Below are 16,580 nucleotides of genomic sequence, written 5' to 3'. Positions count from 1 at the left end.
TCACCGCCGTATACTTTTGCAAGTACAGTACAGATAGCTGCTGTTAGAGTGGTTTTACCGTGGTCAACGTGGCCGATAGTACCAACGTTTACGTGCGGTTTCGTACGTTCAAATTTTGCTTTAGACACGATCGTGTTCCTTCCTAGTTATGATTCGCCTTAAGTCAAGTGCACTCAAAGCGCGCCAGAAATTGCTATTTTATGCGCCAACGCTCGTTAGCGCAATAGATTCGTTATTAATCAAATAACAACTACCCACGTTCAGCAATGATTGCATCAGCAACATTTTTCGGCACCTCAGCGTACTCAGCAAACTCCATTGAGTAAGAAGCACGGCCTTGGGTCGCAGAACGTAGATCTGTTGCGTAACCAAACATCTCTGAAAGTGGAACTCGAGCACGGATAATTTTGAGGCCAGCATTGCCATCATCCATACCTTCAATGATGCCACGACGACGATTTAAATCGCCGACTACATCACCCATCCAATCTTCAGGTGTGGTTATTTCAACTTTCATTAGCGGTTCAAGAATCACTGGGTTTGCTTCTAGCGCGCCCTTCTTGAATGCCATTGAGCCGGCGATTTTAAACGCCATTTCACTTGAGTCGACATCGTGGAATGAACCGTCGAAGAGTGTTGCTTTGACATCCAAAATAGGATAGCCCGCTAACACACCATTGTTCATTTGCTCCTCGATCCCTTTCGCTACCGGGTTGATGAACTCTTTAGGAATTGCACCGCCCACGATGGCGTCAACAAAGACAAAGCCTTGTCCTAACTCTGCAGGTTCAACTTTCAACCATACGTGACCGTATTGACCACGACCACCAGACTGGCGAACAAACTTGCCTTCCACTTCCGCTTGACCACGAATGGTTTCACGATACGCAACCTGAGGTTTACCCACGTTGCAATCAACGCTGAACTCACGTTTCATACGGTCAACGATGATGTCTAAGTGAAGCTCGCCCATACCAGAAATTAGCGTTTGTCCTGTTTCCTTATCCGTTTCGACTCGGAATGACGGGTCTTCAGCCGCTAATTTACCTAGCGCAATCCCCATTCGTTCCTGATCCGCTTTTGAGCGAGGCTCAACCGCGATTTGGATAACAGGCTCAGGAAACTCCATGCGTTCAAGAATCACTTTATGATCTTGATGACAGAGCGTGTCACCGGTAGTGACATCTTTCAAGCCAATAGCGGCGGCGATATCGCCAGCACGAACTTCTTTAATTTCTTCACGTTTATTAGCATGCATTTGTACAATGCGCCCAAAACGCTCTTTCTTTTGTTTGACGGAGTTATAAACCGCATCACCAGAGTTAACCACTCCAGAATAGACACGAATAAACGTCAAAGTACCAACAAATGGGTCGGTAGCAATTTTAAATGCTAAAGCAGAAAACGGTTCATTATCGTCGGCGTGACGCTCAACTTCATTCTCGTTCTCATCAATACCTTTGATCGCCGGCACTTCTACTGGTGATGGCAAAAATTCAACCACTGCATCCAAAACGGCTTGCACACCTTTATTTTTAAACGCGCTACCACAAGTGGCAAGAACGATTTCGTTGTTCAGTGTGCGCTGACGGAGCGCTTGTTTGATTTCAGCTTCAGTAAGTACGCCGTCTTCAAGGTATTTATCCATCAATTCTTCGCTCGCTTCCGCAGCGACTTCAACTAAGTTGTTGTGCCACTCTTTAGCCAGCTCTAGCATATCATCCGGAATCGCTTCATAGGTAAAGCTCATGCCTTGATCGGCTTCATTCCAGTTGATGGCTTTCATCTTGATAAGGTCGATGACACCGCGAAAATCCTCTTCAGCACCAATATTTAATTGGATAGGAACCGGAGTTGCACCAAGACGATGTTTAATTTGATCTACTACGCGTAGGAAGTCTGCACCAGTACGGTCCATCTTATTAACAAACACAATGCGTGGAACATGGTATTTATCTGCTTGACGCCACACGGTTTCAGACTGAGGTTCAACACCAGATGAACCACAAAAGACAACCACAGCTCCATCAAGCACACGCAGTGAACGCTCTACTTCGATAGTGAAGTCAACGTGTCCAGGAGTGTCAATGATGTTAATGCGATGATCTTGGAATTGTGCATCCATACCACGCCAGAAGGCAGTTGTTGCAGCAGAGGTAATGGTGATACCACGCTCTTGCTCCTGCTCCATCCAGTCCATGGTGGCAGCACCATCGTGAACTTCGCCAAGTTTGTGAGAAAGGCCGGTATAGAACAGAATACGCTCAGTAGTGGTTGTTTTTCCTGCGTCTACGTGAGCACAGATACCGATATTACGGTAGCGCTCAATAGGAGTTTTACGAGCCACGATTGTATCCTCTTACTAAGGGAAACCTTAGAAAATAGAAATGTGCTGCGAGAGAACCTCGCAGCACAGAAGGTATTACCAGCGGTAATGAGCGAAGGCTTTGTTCGCTTCTGCCATACGGTGAACGTCTTCACGTTTCTTAACAGCAGTACCTTTGTTTTCTGACGCATCTAGCATTTCAGCTGCTAAGCGACCAGCCATAGATTTTTCACCACGCTTACGCGCAGCTTCAACCAACCAACGCATAGCAAGTGCGTTACGGCGAACCGGACGTACTTCTACTGGCACTTGGTAAGTTGAACCACCCACACGGCGAGATTTAACTTCTACCGCAGGACGTACATTTTCAAGAGCTTGTTCAAAAACAGCCAAGTGATCTTTACCAGATTTCTCAGCCATAGTGTCTAGTGCAGTGTAAACAATTTTCTCTGCAGTAGATTTTTTACCGTCAACCATAAGGATGTTAACGAATTTTGCCAGCAGTTCAGATTTGAACTTTGGATCTGGAAGGATCTTACGCTGACCAATAACGCGACGACGTGGCATGGAATATTCTCCGTTGTCTTCTTCAGGTTTTTTCCAAAACTATACAGTTTTTTCAAAATAACAAATTAATTTAGTGTTTGGCCTTACTTAACGGAATCCATTAAGACTTAGGACGCTTCACACCGTACTTAGAACGACCTTGTTTACGGTCGTTAACGCCTGAACAGTCAAGCGCACCACGAACAGTGTGGTAACGAACACCCGGAAGGTCTTTTACACGACCGCCACGGATAAGAACAACGCTGTGCTCTTGTAGGTTGTGACCTTCACCGCCGATGTATGAAGTCACTTCGTAACCATTGGTTAGACGAACACGACATACTTTACGTAGTGCTGAGTTAGGTTTTTTTGGTGTAGTAGTATATACGCGAGTACATACACCACGTTTTTGTGGGCACGCTTCGAGTGCAGGCACGTTGTTTTTTGCAACTTGCTTCACACGTGGCTTGCGTACCAACTGGTTAATAGTTGCCATTAGCTAGCTCCTGAATTTACTTAACGTAAGCTTTATGAAAAATCTAGCCCTGATTGTGATTTGCACAAATAGGGACGCAAAATTCTATGCAGCAGTGAGAGGTGTGTCAAGAAATATACAGATCTTTTTTATCCAGCAACATCAGCGTAGTGGATACTTTAGCGAACACTCGATAAAAATTAACACCAACTTATTGATTTCTCTTCACTTACTGTCATTTCAACAAAATCATTCATCGTTATTTGCTCAATAGAACTTGAGCACTTTTCTAACCATCCTCTAGCCAAAAGATCCTCACGCAGTGCATAAACTGACTCAATAGCCTGTAAATCGCTAAAATAAGGGCTCTGTGGGCTAGTGAGATAAACGGCATTTTCGATCAACAATAGTCGATCGTGAGCTTGAAAATAACGACGAACTAATTTTAGCTGTTGAGGATGTTTAATAATGTGCAGCACTCGTTTATCCCGTGGTATCAAAAAGTCACAATGTGGTCAAAAGATTGCCACATCACCCCAATCGTTTGAGGCGCAATAGGCAAAGCATCAATGATTAATGGTTCATCCGTTAACCCCCATTCGGCAAGACTTTGCTCACAGATATAGCGCTGTTCAACATCATACAAATCGAGCAATTTGAATGCGCTAATGTAATCGCGACTTAAAATAACGCTAGGATCTTGCCCGGTGACCAATTGCAAGACTCCTTCACCAACAAAAAAAACGGCTAAATCGTCACTGTAAGCCGAGGCCGCAAGCACGGCATCGAGTCCTTCACGCCCTGTACTGGTAGCGTGGGGAGGAGAATGAAACACAAAGGCGATTTTTTTCAAAATTGTACCACTCTATCCTCAGTTAATAACGCCTCGGCTAAGGCCCCTAGCCCTGCTTGTGAAAAGTCCATCGCTAAACTTGATACTGGTAATTGATGCTGTTCGGCTTCGCTTTGACTGATAATACCGCGTCGTAATGCTGCAGCAACGCAAGTTTCTAAGCGAATTTGATGCTTCTTCGCCATGGTTTGCCATGCTTTCACAAGATCAAACTCATCATTAGCAGGAACGGTTAATCCCGAGCCATTCAGCACACCTTCTTGATAGAAGAAAATACGCTTAATACTATGGCCTTTCTTGAGTGCCGATTGAGCAAAAAGATAAGCATTGCGCGCAGACTGAGTTCCATAAGCAGGGCCTGTCACCAATAGCGTATAAGTCAACGGTATGCTTTGTTGACTCACGAACACTCATCCTCTGTTTTACGTTGGCGGATATACAGATAAACCGTATGTTTGGATATATTCAACCGATCTGCCACACGATTGATCGCATCTTTGATATCAAAAATTCCCTTATCGTACAACGCCATCACAATCTGGCGATTTTTAGTATTGTTCGAGACTGATTTATCGGCATTAATTTCTTCAATGGTGCGTTCAACGGTTTGATCGACCAACTCGACCACATCACTGGCAAAGTTAACTGGCGCTGCAGCTTCTTGCGCTTCAGGTGTCGGCATAAAAGAGTGCAACACCTGTGAAAAAGGGGCGTCAAGGTTGACGTTAATGCATAACAAACCAATCACTCGATGTTCTCCATTACGAATGGCGACCGTAATAGACTTCATCAATACGCCACCTTTTGCTCTGGTAAAATACGAGCGAGAAAAGTTACGTTCGGAGCCTTCAATATCGCGCAGCATTTTTAACGCTAAATCGGTGATCGGTGACCCTACTTGACGACCCGTGTTCTCACCATTGGCGATTTTTATCGCCGAAGTATTCAGGTCTTCTAACGAATGCAAAACAATCTCACAAAAGGGACCGATTAAGCTTGCTAGACCATCGACCATTGCTTCATAGGAACGCAAAATCACTTTATCGTGCTCTGTAAATGGTTTTACATGCACAAATTCCATATCCATCAGCATATCGGCGTTAATGCTTTCTGTCGTTGTCACTGTACTTTGACCTTAGAACGTAAAATCAACAAATTGATGTAAGTTTATCAGAAAATTTTAAACGTGGACTAGGCTATCTTGCAATGCAGTGATGTAGAACAAATTATACGATGAATATCTCCCTAGCAAAGCATCAGTACTTTTACCATTTGACAAGGGATGATAAAAAATTGGTTAAAAAGTTGGTTTTACTTATAAAAAAGGCCTGAATCTTCAGGCCTTTGATACTTTTAATAAAGGATGAATCGCTATCTCTTATTTATTGCGCTGCGTCGCCATTTTCTACTTTCAACAACTCAACTTCAAAAACCAAGGTAGAGTTTGCAGGAATGGTTGGTGTATCTTGCTCACCATAAGCCAATTCTGGCGGAATGACGAACTTGTATTTAGAACCTACTTGCATCAATTGCACGCCTTCTGTCCAACCAGGGATCACACGGTTTAGCGGGAAAGTCGCAGGCTCACCACGATCGTAAGAGCTATCAAACTGAGTACCATCGGTCAGAGTGCCTTTGTAATGCACTTGTACCGTATCGGTCTCTTTTGGTGATTCACCTTGTGCTTCAGTTAAGACTTGATAAAGCAATCCAGATTCGGTTTTTTTCACCCCTTCTTGCTTCTCAAATTCAGCGCGGAACGCGTCTCCGGCTTGCTTGTTGGTGGCGGCTTTTTCAGCCGCTTGTGCTTGCATTGACGCAGCAACACGCTTATCCAACGCTTCTAATGCTTCACGAGTCTGCTGTTCATCCATTTGCGCAGCACCAGCAAAAACATGCTCAATGCCTCTTAACACCATGTCTTTGTTAAGATCGATTCCAATTTCATTAGGCTTTTCGATACTGCTGGTTAAATAATTAGCAAAAGAGACACCAATCGCGTAAGCCGCTTTATCATCCTCTGACTTAAAAGTGACACTTTGAACGGCAACAGAGGCATTTGGGGTAGCCGTTGTCTCTTCTTTTTGACAACCGGCTGCTAGCGCAACCGTAGCGGCAAGCAATGACACTTTAAAAAACGATTTCATTCAATTCTCCAACTTTGTAGGTAAACCTTTCTGTTATTGAGCACAAACCGACGGATTAAACTGGTGCACAATAGTATGTTGTACCAATATAACGGTATGTTTGGTAATTGTCTTTACTACTCAACGGATAATTAATTGTGCTGCGGATAATTTCTCATTTCATAGTACCGACGGTTGTCATTTTTCTGTTAAATGGCTGTTTCTTCTTTAATCAAGAGACTGACCGCTGGATTTTAGAACCCAATGGCTCAACCGGATTTGGTCTAAGCCGTGATGGGCGTTTTGCATTAATTTACTCCCAAGAACACCAATTGGTTTTATGGGATTTAGCACAACGTCAAATTCTAGCGGAGCTAGGCGCGCAAGACCCTGAAGCCAACCCGGTCTCGTACATTCGTATTACTGATAATGGCCGTTATGCGATAACAGCCACACAAATCAATTTTGCCGTGTGGGACTTAAGTTGGACCCAAGCCCAAGGGTTATGGTCTATCTCTGATGGTTTAATCATGGATGTCGCTCTGAGTAACGATGGGCAACAAGTTTTGCTAGGGGTGTCCAATGGTAAAGCCATCTACGTTGACTTAGTCACTGGACGACGGCTTGAGTTCCTTGCTCATCAGGAAAAAGTCAATTCTGTGGCTTTATCACCTAACGGTCGTTATGCCTTAACTGGTGGAAATGATTATACCGCTTATCTGTGGGATACTCAGAGTGGGCAGATTATCTATACTTTTGAGCATGAACAACGGGTTAACCGGGTTGCTTTACAGCGTGATGGTCAGTTAGCTTTCACTTCTGATGGTGGTAATCAATCGATTATTTGGAATTTACATACGGGTGAAAAACAAGCCAAACTACGTAGTCTTTCTAGACAGCTTATTTTCTCTAGCGCACGATTTTCAGATGATGGACGCTATCTACTCACTGGAACGCCATCTAGTCGTATCGAAATATGGTCAGCAACTAATGGTAAAAAACTCGCCCGCTTTGAAGCTAAACCACAAAAAGATGCGCGCCCCCCAAGGGCTGTGGTGTATGATGCGGTTTTCAATCCACAATACAGCGTTATTTCTGGCACGTCTGCAGGAATCGCTCAAGCTTGGGAGTTCAATCCGTGATCATACAAAACGCAGCAGAACAACAGCTACAGCAACGTATTGATGATTTAGAGTGTAAGCTGGCTTTTCAAGAACAGACCATTGACGAACTCAATTCAGCTCTGACCCAACAACAACTCTTGATTAATAAAATGCAAGATCAAATGAAATATGTGGTCGGAAAAATGAAAAATATGGATACATCAAACTTAGCGGATCCAGCCAATGAAACGCCACCACCACACTATTAATAGTCTTGATGAACTCAACAATCACGGCTTATTCAAACGATGAAGAAGTAAACTATCACCATTCCAGTGACAACTAAGCATCCTCCTATACGTCGCAATTGATTATCCTCTTGCTGTGCAAGCTGCTGCATCATATTGCGCCATCCTTGAGGCGCAATCAGCGGACCAACCCCTTCAACAACAAGCAACAATCCTACTGCAATCCATAATGATGTGGTCATTTCTACCTCACTAAAAAAAAGAAAGGCTCCTGAGGAGCCTTTCTGAATAATATTCAAATAATCCGTTTGTTATCATCTCTATAATGGCATCAAACCATTTAGAATAGGCATCGTGCGATTATTTTGCTGATGAGCCTCTAGCACTATTCATGTATTGGAAGAAGTCACTCTTTGGATCCAAGACTAAGATATCACTTTTCTGGCTAAATGAGTTTTCATACGCTTGCAAAGAACGTAAGAAACTGAAGAACTCAGGATCTTTACTATAAGCGTCAGCGTAAACTTTAGCTGATGTCGCATCCGCTTGACCACGCGTTATCCGTGCAGTTCTATCGGCTTCAGCTAAAATCGTCGCCACTTCAAGATCCGCTTGAGCACGAATTACTTCTGCTCTCTCACGGCCTTGTGAACGGTGACGACGAGCAACCGCTTCACGTTCAGCACGCATACGACGATAAATCGATTCACTGATTTCATCCGGAAGGTTGATCTTCTTCATTCTGAAATCAACAACGTAAACACCCAAGTCTTTGCTCGCGTTTACTCGGGTCTCTTTCAGAACATTGGCCATGATCTGATCACGTTGCCCATCAACTTCTAAAGCTTGTCTTGCAGCTTCAGTGGTGACTATTTCATCATCAGCACTATCAGGAAGTACCGCTTCATTACGTGGACCAGAAACAATTTGCTTAATGTCTCGAGAACCGATCTCTGCCCTGAGAACGTCGGTAACACGACGTTCAAGTAACGCTTGTGCTGTGAAAATATTACCACCGCCAGTCGCTAAGTAAAATTGACCAAAATCTTCAATTCGCCACTTAACGTAGGTATCGATAATAACGTCTTTTTGCTCAGAAGTTACAAAACGGTCTGAACGTCCATCCATGGTTTGAATACGAGCATTCAGTGTGTGTACTCGATCAAAAATAGGCATTTTAAAATGCAAGCCTGGTTCATAGATTTTAGACATTTCATTGTCATCTTGAATCACTCGTCCAAAACGAATTACGATGCCTCGTTCTCCCTCTGGAACAACAAACATCGACATCAAGAGCAATGCTAAAAAGACCACAACGACCGGGATCATTAACTTACGCATGCTTAGTTTCTCCCTTGACGAGTGTTAATTGAACGAGGAACCGTGTTGCTACTTGGATCCTGACGCTGTGACTGTAGTCCAGCTTCATCTTGTGCTGATAAAGATCGAGTTTGGCGAGACGGTGCAGCACCTTCTTGACCTGCGAGCTTATCAATCGGCAAATAGAGCAAATTGCCACTCGATTCTGAATCGATCAAAATCTTCGAGCTATTGGTATACACTTGTTCCATGGTTTCAAGATACATACGATTACGAGTAACGTCTGGGGCCGCTTGATACTCAGGTAACAGTTTCTCAAATTGAGCCACCTGACCAAATGCTTCATTAATGATTCGCTCGCTGTAACCTAATGCTTCTCGTTTAACCCGTTCCGCACGACCTGTGGCTTGAGGTAAGATCTCATTCATGTACGCCTCAGCTTCACGAATGAAACGCTCTTCATCTTCTCGAGCAGCAATCGCGTCATCAAACGCATCTTTAACTTGCTCTGGCGGACGCGATGACTGGAAGTTAACACCAACCACTAATAAACCCATATCATAATCATCGATGATTTGGTTAAGTGTTTGTTGAGTGCTTTGACGAATTTGTTGACGACCCACGGTCAAGATACTATCCATCAAGGAGTCACCAATCACCGCACGCAACGCTGAATCGGTGGCTTGATGCAAACTATCATCAGGATTAACCACTCGATACAAATACTTGTATGGATCAACGATACGATATTGGACATCCATCGCCACGTTGACGACGTTTTCATCTTTGGTCAACATGATACCCGAGGCACTCAACGAGCGAATCGCTTGAATATTGACGGGCGTTACTTCATCAATAAAACGAGGACGCCAGTTCAAACCTGGATTAACCACACGGTCGTATTGACCTAGTCTTAAGACAACACCTCGTTCGGCTTCTCCAATTGTATAGAAGCCTGAGAAAAACCAAATGGCAACAGCAAGTACGGCAATAACGCCAAAACCCATTGCTCCACCACCGGCAAAAGAAGGACCATTGCCTCCTTTGCCAAACTTTCCGCCCAGCTTCTGACTAAGTTTATTAAACACTTCGTCTAAATCTGGCGGACCTTGATCACGACCACCTTTGTTACCGCGATTATTATTTCCCCAAGGGTCATTATCGCGGCCGTTGTTGCCGTTGTTATTTCCGGGCTCATTCCACGCCATTAGAAAGCTCCATCATTTGATATGACGTTATACTCTAGCAGTCCTTTAAGTGACGATAAAGTCACGTAAAACTGCCTCTTCTCTTTTCTCTAGTCTAGACCAATCCACTTGTTGCATACGAACTGATATTAGCAGATTGCCCTCAGGATCATACTCTTCCTTTTCAATGCAGTTCATTTGGAAGAAAGTGCTCCGAATTCGACCTTGGTGCTCAGGAGGAACACATAAACAATACTGGACAATTTTACTGGCAAGCCGCTCGGTCAGAGCCGTAAACAGCAAATCCATCCCCAGCCCATCCATCGCCGAGACCCAAACAGCCCTAGGAACACCTTCATCATCTCTTTCTATACGAGGATATTGGCCTTCTAGATTATCGATTTTGTTCATAACCAGTAAACTTGGCACTTCATGTGCATCAATTTCTAGTAGAACGTCATCCACAGCTTGGATATTCTCACGAAAGCGGTCGTCACTGGCATCCACAACATGTAACAAAATGTCAGCTTGCTGAGTTTCTTGTAACGTTGCTTTGAATGCCGCCACTAAATCGTGGGGTAAATGACGAATGAACCCTACCGTATCAGCCAAAATAGCAGGCCCTACATCCAGTAGTTCGATCTTCCGCAGTGTCGGGTCTAGCGTCGCGAAGAGTTGATCAGCAGCATATACTCCAGCGGAGGTAATTTGATTAAACAGTGTCGATTTACCGGCGTTGGTGTAACCAACCAGTGAAATCGTTGGGATTTCTGCACGGTTTCTCGCTCGGCGCCCTTGTTCACGCTGTTTTGCCACTTTCTCTAAACGGCGTAAGATCGCTTTAATTCGCTCACGCAATAAACGTCGGTCAGTTTCTAACTGAGTTTCTCCTGGTCCACGCAAGCCAATCCCACCTTTTTGTCTTTCTAAGTGGGTCCAACCCCGAACTAAACGGGTCGAAATATGACGCAATTGAGCTAATTCAACTTGCAACTTACCTTCGTGAGTACGGGCTCGCTGAGCAAAGATATCCAGAATAAGACCCGTTCTATCAATCACTCGACATTGGCAAAGTTGTTCTAAGTTTCGCTCTTGGGCAGGAGAAAGGGAATGGTTAAAAATAACCACATCAGCTTCCGTTGATTGCACAGCTTGCGCAATCTCTTGAGCTTTACCCTCTCCAACGAAATATTTAGGGTGAGGAGATTGGCGACTACCAGTCACTACCTGCAGAGTTGATACTCCAGCAGAAGAGACCAACATTTCGCATTCTTTGAGATCTTCCCACTCACCCTTTTGCGTAAAGTTGATATGAACAAGTACCGCTCGCTCACCGGCTTCATAACGGTCAAACAAGCGTTCAACTCCTTAATGAATAATAATATGACGTCAAGTAATTAATCGTCTGATTTCTCTGTCGCACGCTCACCTGCAGGTCGGTCACCAGTATGGTGGCTAACTGGACGCGCAGGTACAACGGTAGAAATAGCATGCTTATAAACCATCTGATTTACGGTGTTTTTTAACAAGATCACGAATTGATCAAATGATTCAATCTGACCTTGTAGTTTAATGCCGTTTACCAAATAGATAGAAACAGGAATACGCTCGCGGCGTAGTGCATTTAAGAATGGGTCTTGTAGAGATTGCCCCTTAGCCATTTTATTTTCCTTATTTGTATTTTGTTGTAGTTATTTAGCTAGTGGTGCACATAAGTTGGTGCGGCCTTTACATCTGAGCTAAACGATAAAAACACCCTATATCACTGAGCAATCAACACAATATTGATCGATAAGTGACGGATCCTTTACAGGGTACATCACGCAAAAGCGATCACATTATACACAGCTAACTCAATCAGATGCTATGGCATTTGCAAGAGTTTCTACTGCAAGTTCAATGTTCTCACTATCCAACCAAGTTAACTCATCCCAGCTGCGTAACCAGGTGAGCTGACGCTTGGCTAATTGACGGGTGGCACAAATACCACGATAAATAGCCTCATCAAGTGTGCTATTTCCATCAAAGTAATCCCACATCTGTCGATAACCAACGCAACGTATTGAAGGCAGATCAGCGTGAAGATCATTACGATCATAGAGCGCTTTAACTTCTTCTTCAAAACCTGATTTGACCATCATCTCGAAGCGGAGTTCAATTCGACGGTGGAGTTCTGCCCTATCCATGGGCGCGATGGCGAACTGTTTAACTCGAAAAGGGATTGATTCTCCTTTCGTTTGTGTCAGTTCAGTAAGAGTTTTACCTGAAATTTGATAAACTTCCAATGCTCTCGACAATCTTTGTGGATCATTTGGGTGAATTCTTGCCGCTGAAATTGGATCAATTTGTTGCAGTTGAGCATGCAGAGCCGCCCAGCCTTGCTCTTGAGCTTGCAACTCAATTTGCTGGCGAATAACCGGATTGGCGGCAGGTAAAGGTGATAAGCCCTCCAATAAGGCTTTGTAATAAAGCATGGTTCCACCAACCAGTAACGGAATTTTCCCTTCACTGGCGATTTCCTGCATTTCTCGTAACGCATCTTGGCGAAAATCAGCGGCTGAATAAGCTTCACTAGGGTCTAAAATATCAATGAGACGATGAGGAGCCAAAGCCAATTCTTCGGTATTAGGCTTTGCTGTACCGATATCCATTCCTTTGTAGATCAAGGCCGAATCAACACTGATAATCTCGACAGGATACTTCTGACGTAAACGAATGGCTAACTCGGTTTTACCGGAGGCAGTTGGGCCCATTAAAAATAAAGCTAATGGTAGTGGTTTGATCATTAATTTAATGCTGCAATGGTTGCCGAAAAATCGACGGGTTGAATAAAATGGCCATCATGTAATGGTAATTTTCCTTGCCATAATTGCTCAAGTTCAGCAATTAATTGAATAGCTTCTGACAAAGTGTAGTCGCTTTTTTCTATCAAGACACGCTGACTAAGCCAAGTCACGATATTGTCGACACTTAACGTCAACAATCCTGAAGCGTCGTGTAACACAAGGTAAGATAACAGATCCGGAATCAAAAGCTGTAGATTTTGCTGTCTTAATGGTTGGGGAACCCCCATCACCATCACCGTCTGATTAGAGCGTGTCTCCAGATGAATCCCTAAACGTTCAAGTAACTCACGGTGCAACTCGACATTACGAATCTCTTCGTTAGAGGTTTTTATACTCAAAGGTACTAATAGCGGCTGACTCTTTAATGGCCCTTCTTGACTATTTAATTGCCCACGAACTCTCCATTCGTACGCTTTCATTAGCGCCACTAGTACACATCCTTGATCGGTCGTCATCAGCAGATATTGTCCCTCAACGACAGCGACTGCCTTACCTAATTTAGTCATCGCCACTGACAGCGTTGACGATTTTTCAGTAGTTGATGAATGGTTTTCTATCGAAACTGGTGTTTCCTTAACTCGCATTAACTGCTGATAAGCTTGGCTTTGCTCACTCATGATAGGTGAAGATAAACGAGGCTGAGCCGTTGTCGGACGGTTCCACGAGAGAGAAGCTTTTGCTTCTTGAATGACCGATTGTGATGAATGATCTGTCGTTGAGTACGGACGAGAATAGGCTTGCGTGTTACTCGTAGTACGAGCTAGTTGGTCTGGCTTCGCTAACGGCTCATTCAACATGCGGGTCGATACTGGAGCAGAAAAAGCGGCTTGGTTAAGCTCGGGAGTTTCAATAATTTGGCTATCGGCAAGAGCACCGCTTAGTGCTTGATAAATAAAATCATGCACTAAACGGGCTTGATGAAAACGAACTTCATGTTTCGCAGGGTGTACATTGACATCAACCAAATGGGGATCAAGTTCAATAAACAGCACATAAGTTGCAAATTGATCTGGTTTTAAACTGCTCTCATAACTTTGTCGAATCGCATGATTGATCAGCTTGTCACGCATCATACGTCCGTTGACATAACAATATTGTAGATCACTTTGCTGACGAGCGCCTTGCGGTGTCGTGATCCAACCATGCAATCTTAACCCTTGATGAGCTAGCTCTATTTTCAGCATATGCTTAACAAAAGACGCACCACATACCGCAGTCAGACGATTTTCTTCTTGCCGTTCACTACTCGCTGCACGGTACTGACGGATAATTTTTCCATTATGGCGCAGCGTCAAACTGACATCAAAACGGCTCAAAGCAATACGTTTTAAGAGTTCATCAATATGGGTAAACTCTGTTTTTTCTGTACGTAAAAATTTGCGTCTTGCCGGTGTATTGAAAAACAGATCTAAGACTTCAACTGTGGTCCCTACTGGATGAGCACTAGGCTGCAGTTTGACAGCCATATCGCGCCCTTCACTGTACGCCGACCATGCTTCTTCTTGAGTCGCCGGACGAGAAGTGATGGTTAAGCGAGAAACCGAGCTAATACTGGCTAGCGCCTCTCCACGAAATCCTAAACTGAGGATCGCTTCAAGATCGTCCAGTGTCTGTATTTTTGATGTCGCATGACGACTTAAGGCTAAGCCAAGCTCATCTTTATCAATTCCTGATCCATTATCACGAACTCGAATTAACTTAGCGCCACCTTTTTCAATATCAATGTCAATGCGGGTAGCCCCTGAATCCAAGCTATTTTCTACCAGCTCTTTCACTACTGAAGCGGGTCTTTCAACCACCTCCCCCGCAGCAATTTGGTTAGCCAAACGGGCGGGTAGAATACGAATCGTCATAACCTGCCTATCTTATCGGTTGGGAATAATCAGCACTTGGCCTACCGCCAATTGATCTGAGCGCAATTGATTAGCCTCACGAATACTTTGTACCGTCACATTGTACTGATTGGCGATTCGACCAAGAAACTCACCGCTCTGCACCGTGTGTTTACGCAAAGGCTTATCTTTCAAGCTCACGGTAATGTTAAGCTTTTGACCAACAAATAACGTGTCAGACTTAAGGTTATTTTCTCTGCGTATCGCATCGATAGAGACTTTATAATTTGCCGCTAAACGGCCTAAAAACTCTCCCGATTTAACCACATGGGTAATGGTTTCAGTTTCCACGGGATTATTGACTACAGGCACAGGAATCGGCCCCCGCTCTCCGCCCGGAATCGTTAACCGCTGACCCACCGTTAAGCGAGAATCTTTTAATTTATTTGCTTGCATGATCCCAGAAACGGTTGCTCCATATTTTTGGGCAATCACGGACAACGACTCACCTCGTTGTACCTGATGTTGCTGAGTTTTACCTCGGTTAGCAAATAGGGTGCCCTCTGGAGGATTTTCCTCAAAGTATTGTACCAACGCCTTACCCATTGCTCGAGCGAGCTTATCTTGATGACTACGTTGGAAAATCAATCGCTCTTCGATAGGGTTTGAAATAAAACCAATCTCCACTAATACCGAGGGAATATCAGGCGATTTCAATACCGCCAAACTGGCATTTACCGGTTCGGCTTTATGTAAGTGGGCAACTTTACCTAGCTCTTGTAAAAGATTGGTCGCCACTTTATGACCTTCTTTTTGCGAATGGCTAAACTGCAAGTCCAAGAGCGTTTGACTGACATTGCGGTCGTTATTCGTCCGCGCCAAAACTTCACCAGCACCTCCGAGTAACTCCGATTGCTGCTCATGATTTTCAACCCAACGCGCAATTTCAGTATTGGCTCGCCGAGTATTAAGCACAAAGACCGAGGCCCCTCTTGGCTGTGGAGTATGAAAAGCGTCGGCATGGACCGAAACCAATAGATGAGCGCGATTACGACGGGCAATTTCAGTCCGATTATTCAAGCTTACATAATAGTCACCCGTTCGTGTCAACACTGCTTTCATACCCGGAACCGCATTAATTTGATCTGCCAATTTTTTAGACACACTCAATGTAGCATCTTTTTCAAATTTACGAGTTGGACCAATAGAGCCTGGGTCTTCACCACCATGGCCTGCGTCAATAGCAACAATAATATCTGCAGTACCGACTAACTGAGACGCATCGCGGCTCACAACACTTGGCGAACGAGCGGGCGGACTTGAGGTCGCTGCTGCAGGTGCCTGTGAATGAGGCAAATCAATGACTAAACGATGGCCATATTGCCCACCTGGCGTTGGAGGTAATTTAAAAATGTTGGGCGTCGATTTATTCGCTAATTCAAGCACTAAACGAAAGGTAGTTTGTTCTGGAGGAGAGCTAGCACGAATCCGTTTCAATATAGCACTATCAGAGACTGTAACGGGTAAAGCCGCGCTTAATGAAGTCCGCTTTAAATCAACGACCAAACGTTCTGGGCTACTTAATGTAAAATAACTAAAGTCAGCTTCAGACTTTAAATCGATCACTACGCGAGTAGCATCAGGTGAAGGCCAAACTCTGACCCCTTCTAATACATTAGCCTGAACGCTACTCATACAGAATAATAATGCGACCAATA

19 protein-coding genes are annotated in these 16,580 nt (G+C 44.2%); 2 read left to right on the top strand and 17 right to left on the bottom strand.

The genetic code is table 11. From position 1 onward, the window contains the following. From AACS00_RS02720 to fkpA, 9 genes are all read right to left on the bottom strand, one after another. Nucleotides 1–128 (bottom strand): GTP-binding protein (locus AACS00_RS02720; protein WP_249374306.1); only part of this gene is annotated, 128 nt, incomplete at its 3' end. A 122-nt stretch (nt 129–250) separates the two neighbouring features. After that, nucleotides 251–2,347, bottom strand: a complete 2,097-nt coding sequence (gene fusA / locus AACS00_RS02715; protein ID WP_110168406.1) for an elongation factor G — start codon at nt 2,345–2,347, stop codon at nt 251–253. 75 nt (nt 2,348–2,422) lie between these two features. Further along, entirely contained in the window at nt 2,423–2,893 is a 471-nt protein-coding gene (rpsG, locus tag AACS00_RS02710; RefSeq protein WP_004397616.1) for a 30S ribosomal protein S7, read from the bottom strand. A 100-nt stretch (nt 2,894–2,993) separates the two neighbouring features. Further along, nucleotides 2,994–3,368, bottom strand: a complete 375-nt coding sequence (rpsL, locus tag AACS00_RS02705) for a 30S ribosomal protein S12 (RefSeq protein ID WP_004397617.1) — start codon at nt 3,366–3,368, stop codon at nt 2,994–2,996. A gap of 179 nt (nt 3,369–3,547) precedes the next feature. Continuing rightward, the gene (gene tusB / locus AACS00_RS02700) at nt 3,548–3,826 is read right to left on the bottom strand and encodes a sulfurtransferase complex subunit TusB (protein WP_072671249.1); all 279 of its coding nucleotides are present in this window, start codon (nt 3,824–3,826) and stop codon (nt 3,548–3,550) included. 17 nt (nt 3,827–3,843) lie between these two features. Then, a complete protein-coding gene (gene tusC, locus AACS00_RS02695) occupies nt 3,844–4,200 on the bottom strand; it encodes a sulfurtransferase complex subunit TusC (protein ID WP_072671250.1) in 357 nt (118 codons plus the stop codon). Continuing rightward, on the bottom strand, nt 4,197–4,604 hold the full coding sequence (gene tusD / locus AACS00_RS02690; protein ID WP_110168405.1) for a sulfurtransferase complex subunit TusD: 408 nt from the start codon (nt 4,602–4,604) through the stop codon (nt 4,197–4,199). Before tusD ends, tusC begins: the two co-directional genes overlap by 4 nt. Next, the gene (locus tag AACS00_RS02685) at nt 4,601–5,323 is read right to left on the bottom strand and encodes a helix-turn-helix transcriptional regulator (protein WP_072671251.1); all 723 of its coding nucleotides are present in this window, start codon (nt 5,321–5,323) and stop codon (nt 4,601–4,603) included. The genes tusD and AACS00_RS02685 overlap by 4 nt, the downstream gene beginning before the upstream one ends. A gap of 259 nt (nt 5,324–5,582) precedes the next feature. Beyond that, complete coding sequence (fkpA, locus tag AACS00_RS02680) at nt 5,583–6,347, bottom strand: FKBP-type peptidyl-prolyl cis-trans isomerase (RefSeq protein ID WP_004397621.1); 765 nt, start codon at nt 6,345–6,347, stop codon at nt 5,583–5,585. A gap of 140 nt (nt 6,348–6,487) precedes the next feature. Here fkpA and AACS00_RS02675 point away from each other — a divergent pair, with 140 nt between their 5' ends. Continuing rightward, complete coding sequence (locus tag AACS00_RS02675; RefSeq protein ID WP_072671281.1) at nt 6,488–7,468, top strand: WD40 repeat domain-containing protein; 981 nt, start codon at nt 6,488–6,490, stop codon at nt 7,466–7,468. After that, complete coding sequence (locus AACS00_RS02670; RefSeq protein WP_181397659.1) at nt 7,465–7,698, top strand: SlyX family protein; 234 nt, start codon at nt 7,465–7,467, stop codon at nt 7,696–7,698. Before AACS00_RS02675 ends, AACS00_RS02670 begins: the two co-directional genes overlap by 4 nt. A 32-nt stretch (nt 7,699–7,730) precedes the next feature. On the opposite strand, the gene AACS00_RS02665 is transcribed toward AACS00_RS02670, so the two are convergent. The 8 genes from AACS00_RS02665 to AACS00_RS02630 all read right to left on the bottom strand — a co-directional run bounded on the left by AACS00_RS02665 (nt 7,731) and on the right by AACS00_RS02630 (nt 16,557). Beyond that, a complete protein-coding gene (locus AACS00_RS02665) occupies nt 7,731–7,919 on the bottom strand; it encodes a DUF2065 domain-containing protein (RefSeq protein WP_072671253.1) in 189 nt (62 codons plus the stop codon). 118 nt (nt 7,920–8,037) lie between these two features. Continuing rightward, entirely contained in the window at nt 8,038–9,018 is a 981-nt protein-coding gene (hflC, locus tag AACS00_RS02660) for a protease modulator HflC (protein ID WP_072671254.1), read from the bottom strand. A gap of 2 nt (nt 9,019–9,020) precedes the next feature. Then, on the bottom strand, nt 9,021–10,205 hold the full coding sequence (gene hflK / locus AACS00_RS02655; RefSeq protein WP_072671255.1) for an FtsH protease activity modulator HflK: 1,185 nt from the start codon (nt 10,203–10,205) through the stop codon (nt 9,021–9,023). A gap of 45 nt (nt 10,206–10,250) precedes the next feature. After that, entirely contained in the window at nt 10,251–11,540 is a 1,290-nt protein-coding gene (gene hflX / locus AACS00_RS02650; protein WP_110168404.1) for a ribosome rescue GTPase HflX, read from the bottom strand. Nucleotides 11,541–11,581: 41 nt separating this feature from the next. Further along, nucleotides 11,582–11,845 (bottom strand): RNA chaperone Hfq, encoded by a 264-nt coding sequence (hfq, locus tag AACS00_RS02645; protein WP_110168403.1) that lies wholly within the window; start codon nt 11,843–11,845, stop codon nt 11,582–11,584. A gap of 192 nt (nt 11,846–12,037) precedes the next feature. Beyond that, entirely contained in the window at nt 12,038–12,970 is a 933-nt protein-coding gene (gene miaA, locus AACS00_RS02640; protein ID WP_110168402.1) for a tRNA (adenosine(37)-N6)-dimethylallyltransferase MiaA, read from the bottom strand. Next, complete coding sequence (gene mutL / locus AACS00_RS02635) at nt 12,970–14,883, bottom strand: DNA mismatch repair endonuclease MutL (RefSeq protein WP_110168401.1); 1,914 nt, start codon at nt 14,881–14,883, stop codon at nt 12,970–12,972. The genes miaA and mutL overlap by 1 nt, the downstream gene beginning before the upstream one ends. A 12-nt stretch (nt 14,884–14,895) precedes the next feature. Further along, entirely contained in the window at nt 14,896–16,557 is a 1,662-nt protein-coding gene (locus tag AACS00_RS02630; RefSeq protein WP_375152964.1) for a LysM peptidoglycan-binding domain-containing protein, read from the bottom strand. Nucleotides 16,558–16,580: the final 23 nt, after the last annotated feature.

It is taken from the genome of Vibrio sp. 11986-1-5 (genome assembly GCF_963878025.1).
Taxonomy (GTDB): domain Bacteria; phylum Pseudomonadota; class Gammaproteobacteria; order Enterobacterales; family Vibrionaceae; genus Vibrio; species Vibrio injensis.
The sequence above is the reverse complement of the archived record's forward strand: the minus strand, read 5'-3'. Positions and strand labels throughout refer to the sequence as shown.

Bases quoted from the DNA above. Each gene is read 5' to 3' on its own strand.
- rpsG (WP_004397616.1), bottom strand. From the start codon at position 2,893: ATGCCACGTCGTCGCGTTATTGGTCAGCGTAAGATCCTTCCAGATCCA.
- rpsL (WP_004397617.1), bottom strand. From the start codon at position 3,368: ATGGCAACTATTAACCAGTTGGTACGCAAGCCACGTGTGAAGCAAGTT.
- fkpA (WP_004397621.1), bottom strand. From the start codon at position 6,347: ATGAAATCGTTTTTTAAAGTGTCATTGCTTGCCGCTACGGTTGCGCTA.
- AACS00_RS02665 (WP_072671253.1), bottom strand. From the start codon at position 7,919: ATGACCACATCATTATGGATTGCAGTAGGATTGTTGCTTGTTGTTGAA.
- hflC (WP_072671254.1), bottom strand. From the start codon at position 9,018: ATGCGTAAGTTAATGATCCCGGTCGTTGTGGTCTTTTTAGCATTGCTC.
- hflK (WP_072671255.1), bottom strand. From the start codon at position 10,205: ATGGCGTGGAATGAGCCCGGAAATAACAACGGCAACAACGGCCGCGAT.
- hfq (WP_110168403.1), bottom strand. From the start codon at position 11,845: ATGGCTAAGGGGCAATCTCTACAAGACCCATTCTTAAATGCACTACGC.
- miaA (WP_110168402.1), bottom strand. From the start codon at position 12,970: ATGATCAAACCACTACCATTAGCTTTATTTTTAATGGGCCCAACTGCC.
- mutL (WP_110168401.1), bottom strand. From the start codon at position 14,883: ATGACGATTCGTATTCTACCCGCCCGTTTGGCTAACCAAATTGCTGCG.
- AACS00_RS02630 (WP_375152964.1), bottom strand. From the start codon at position 16,557: ATGAGTAGCGTTCAGGCTAATGTATTAGAAGGGGTCAGAGTTTGGCCT.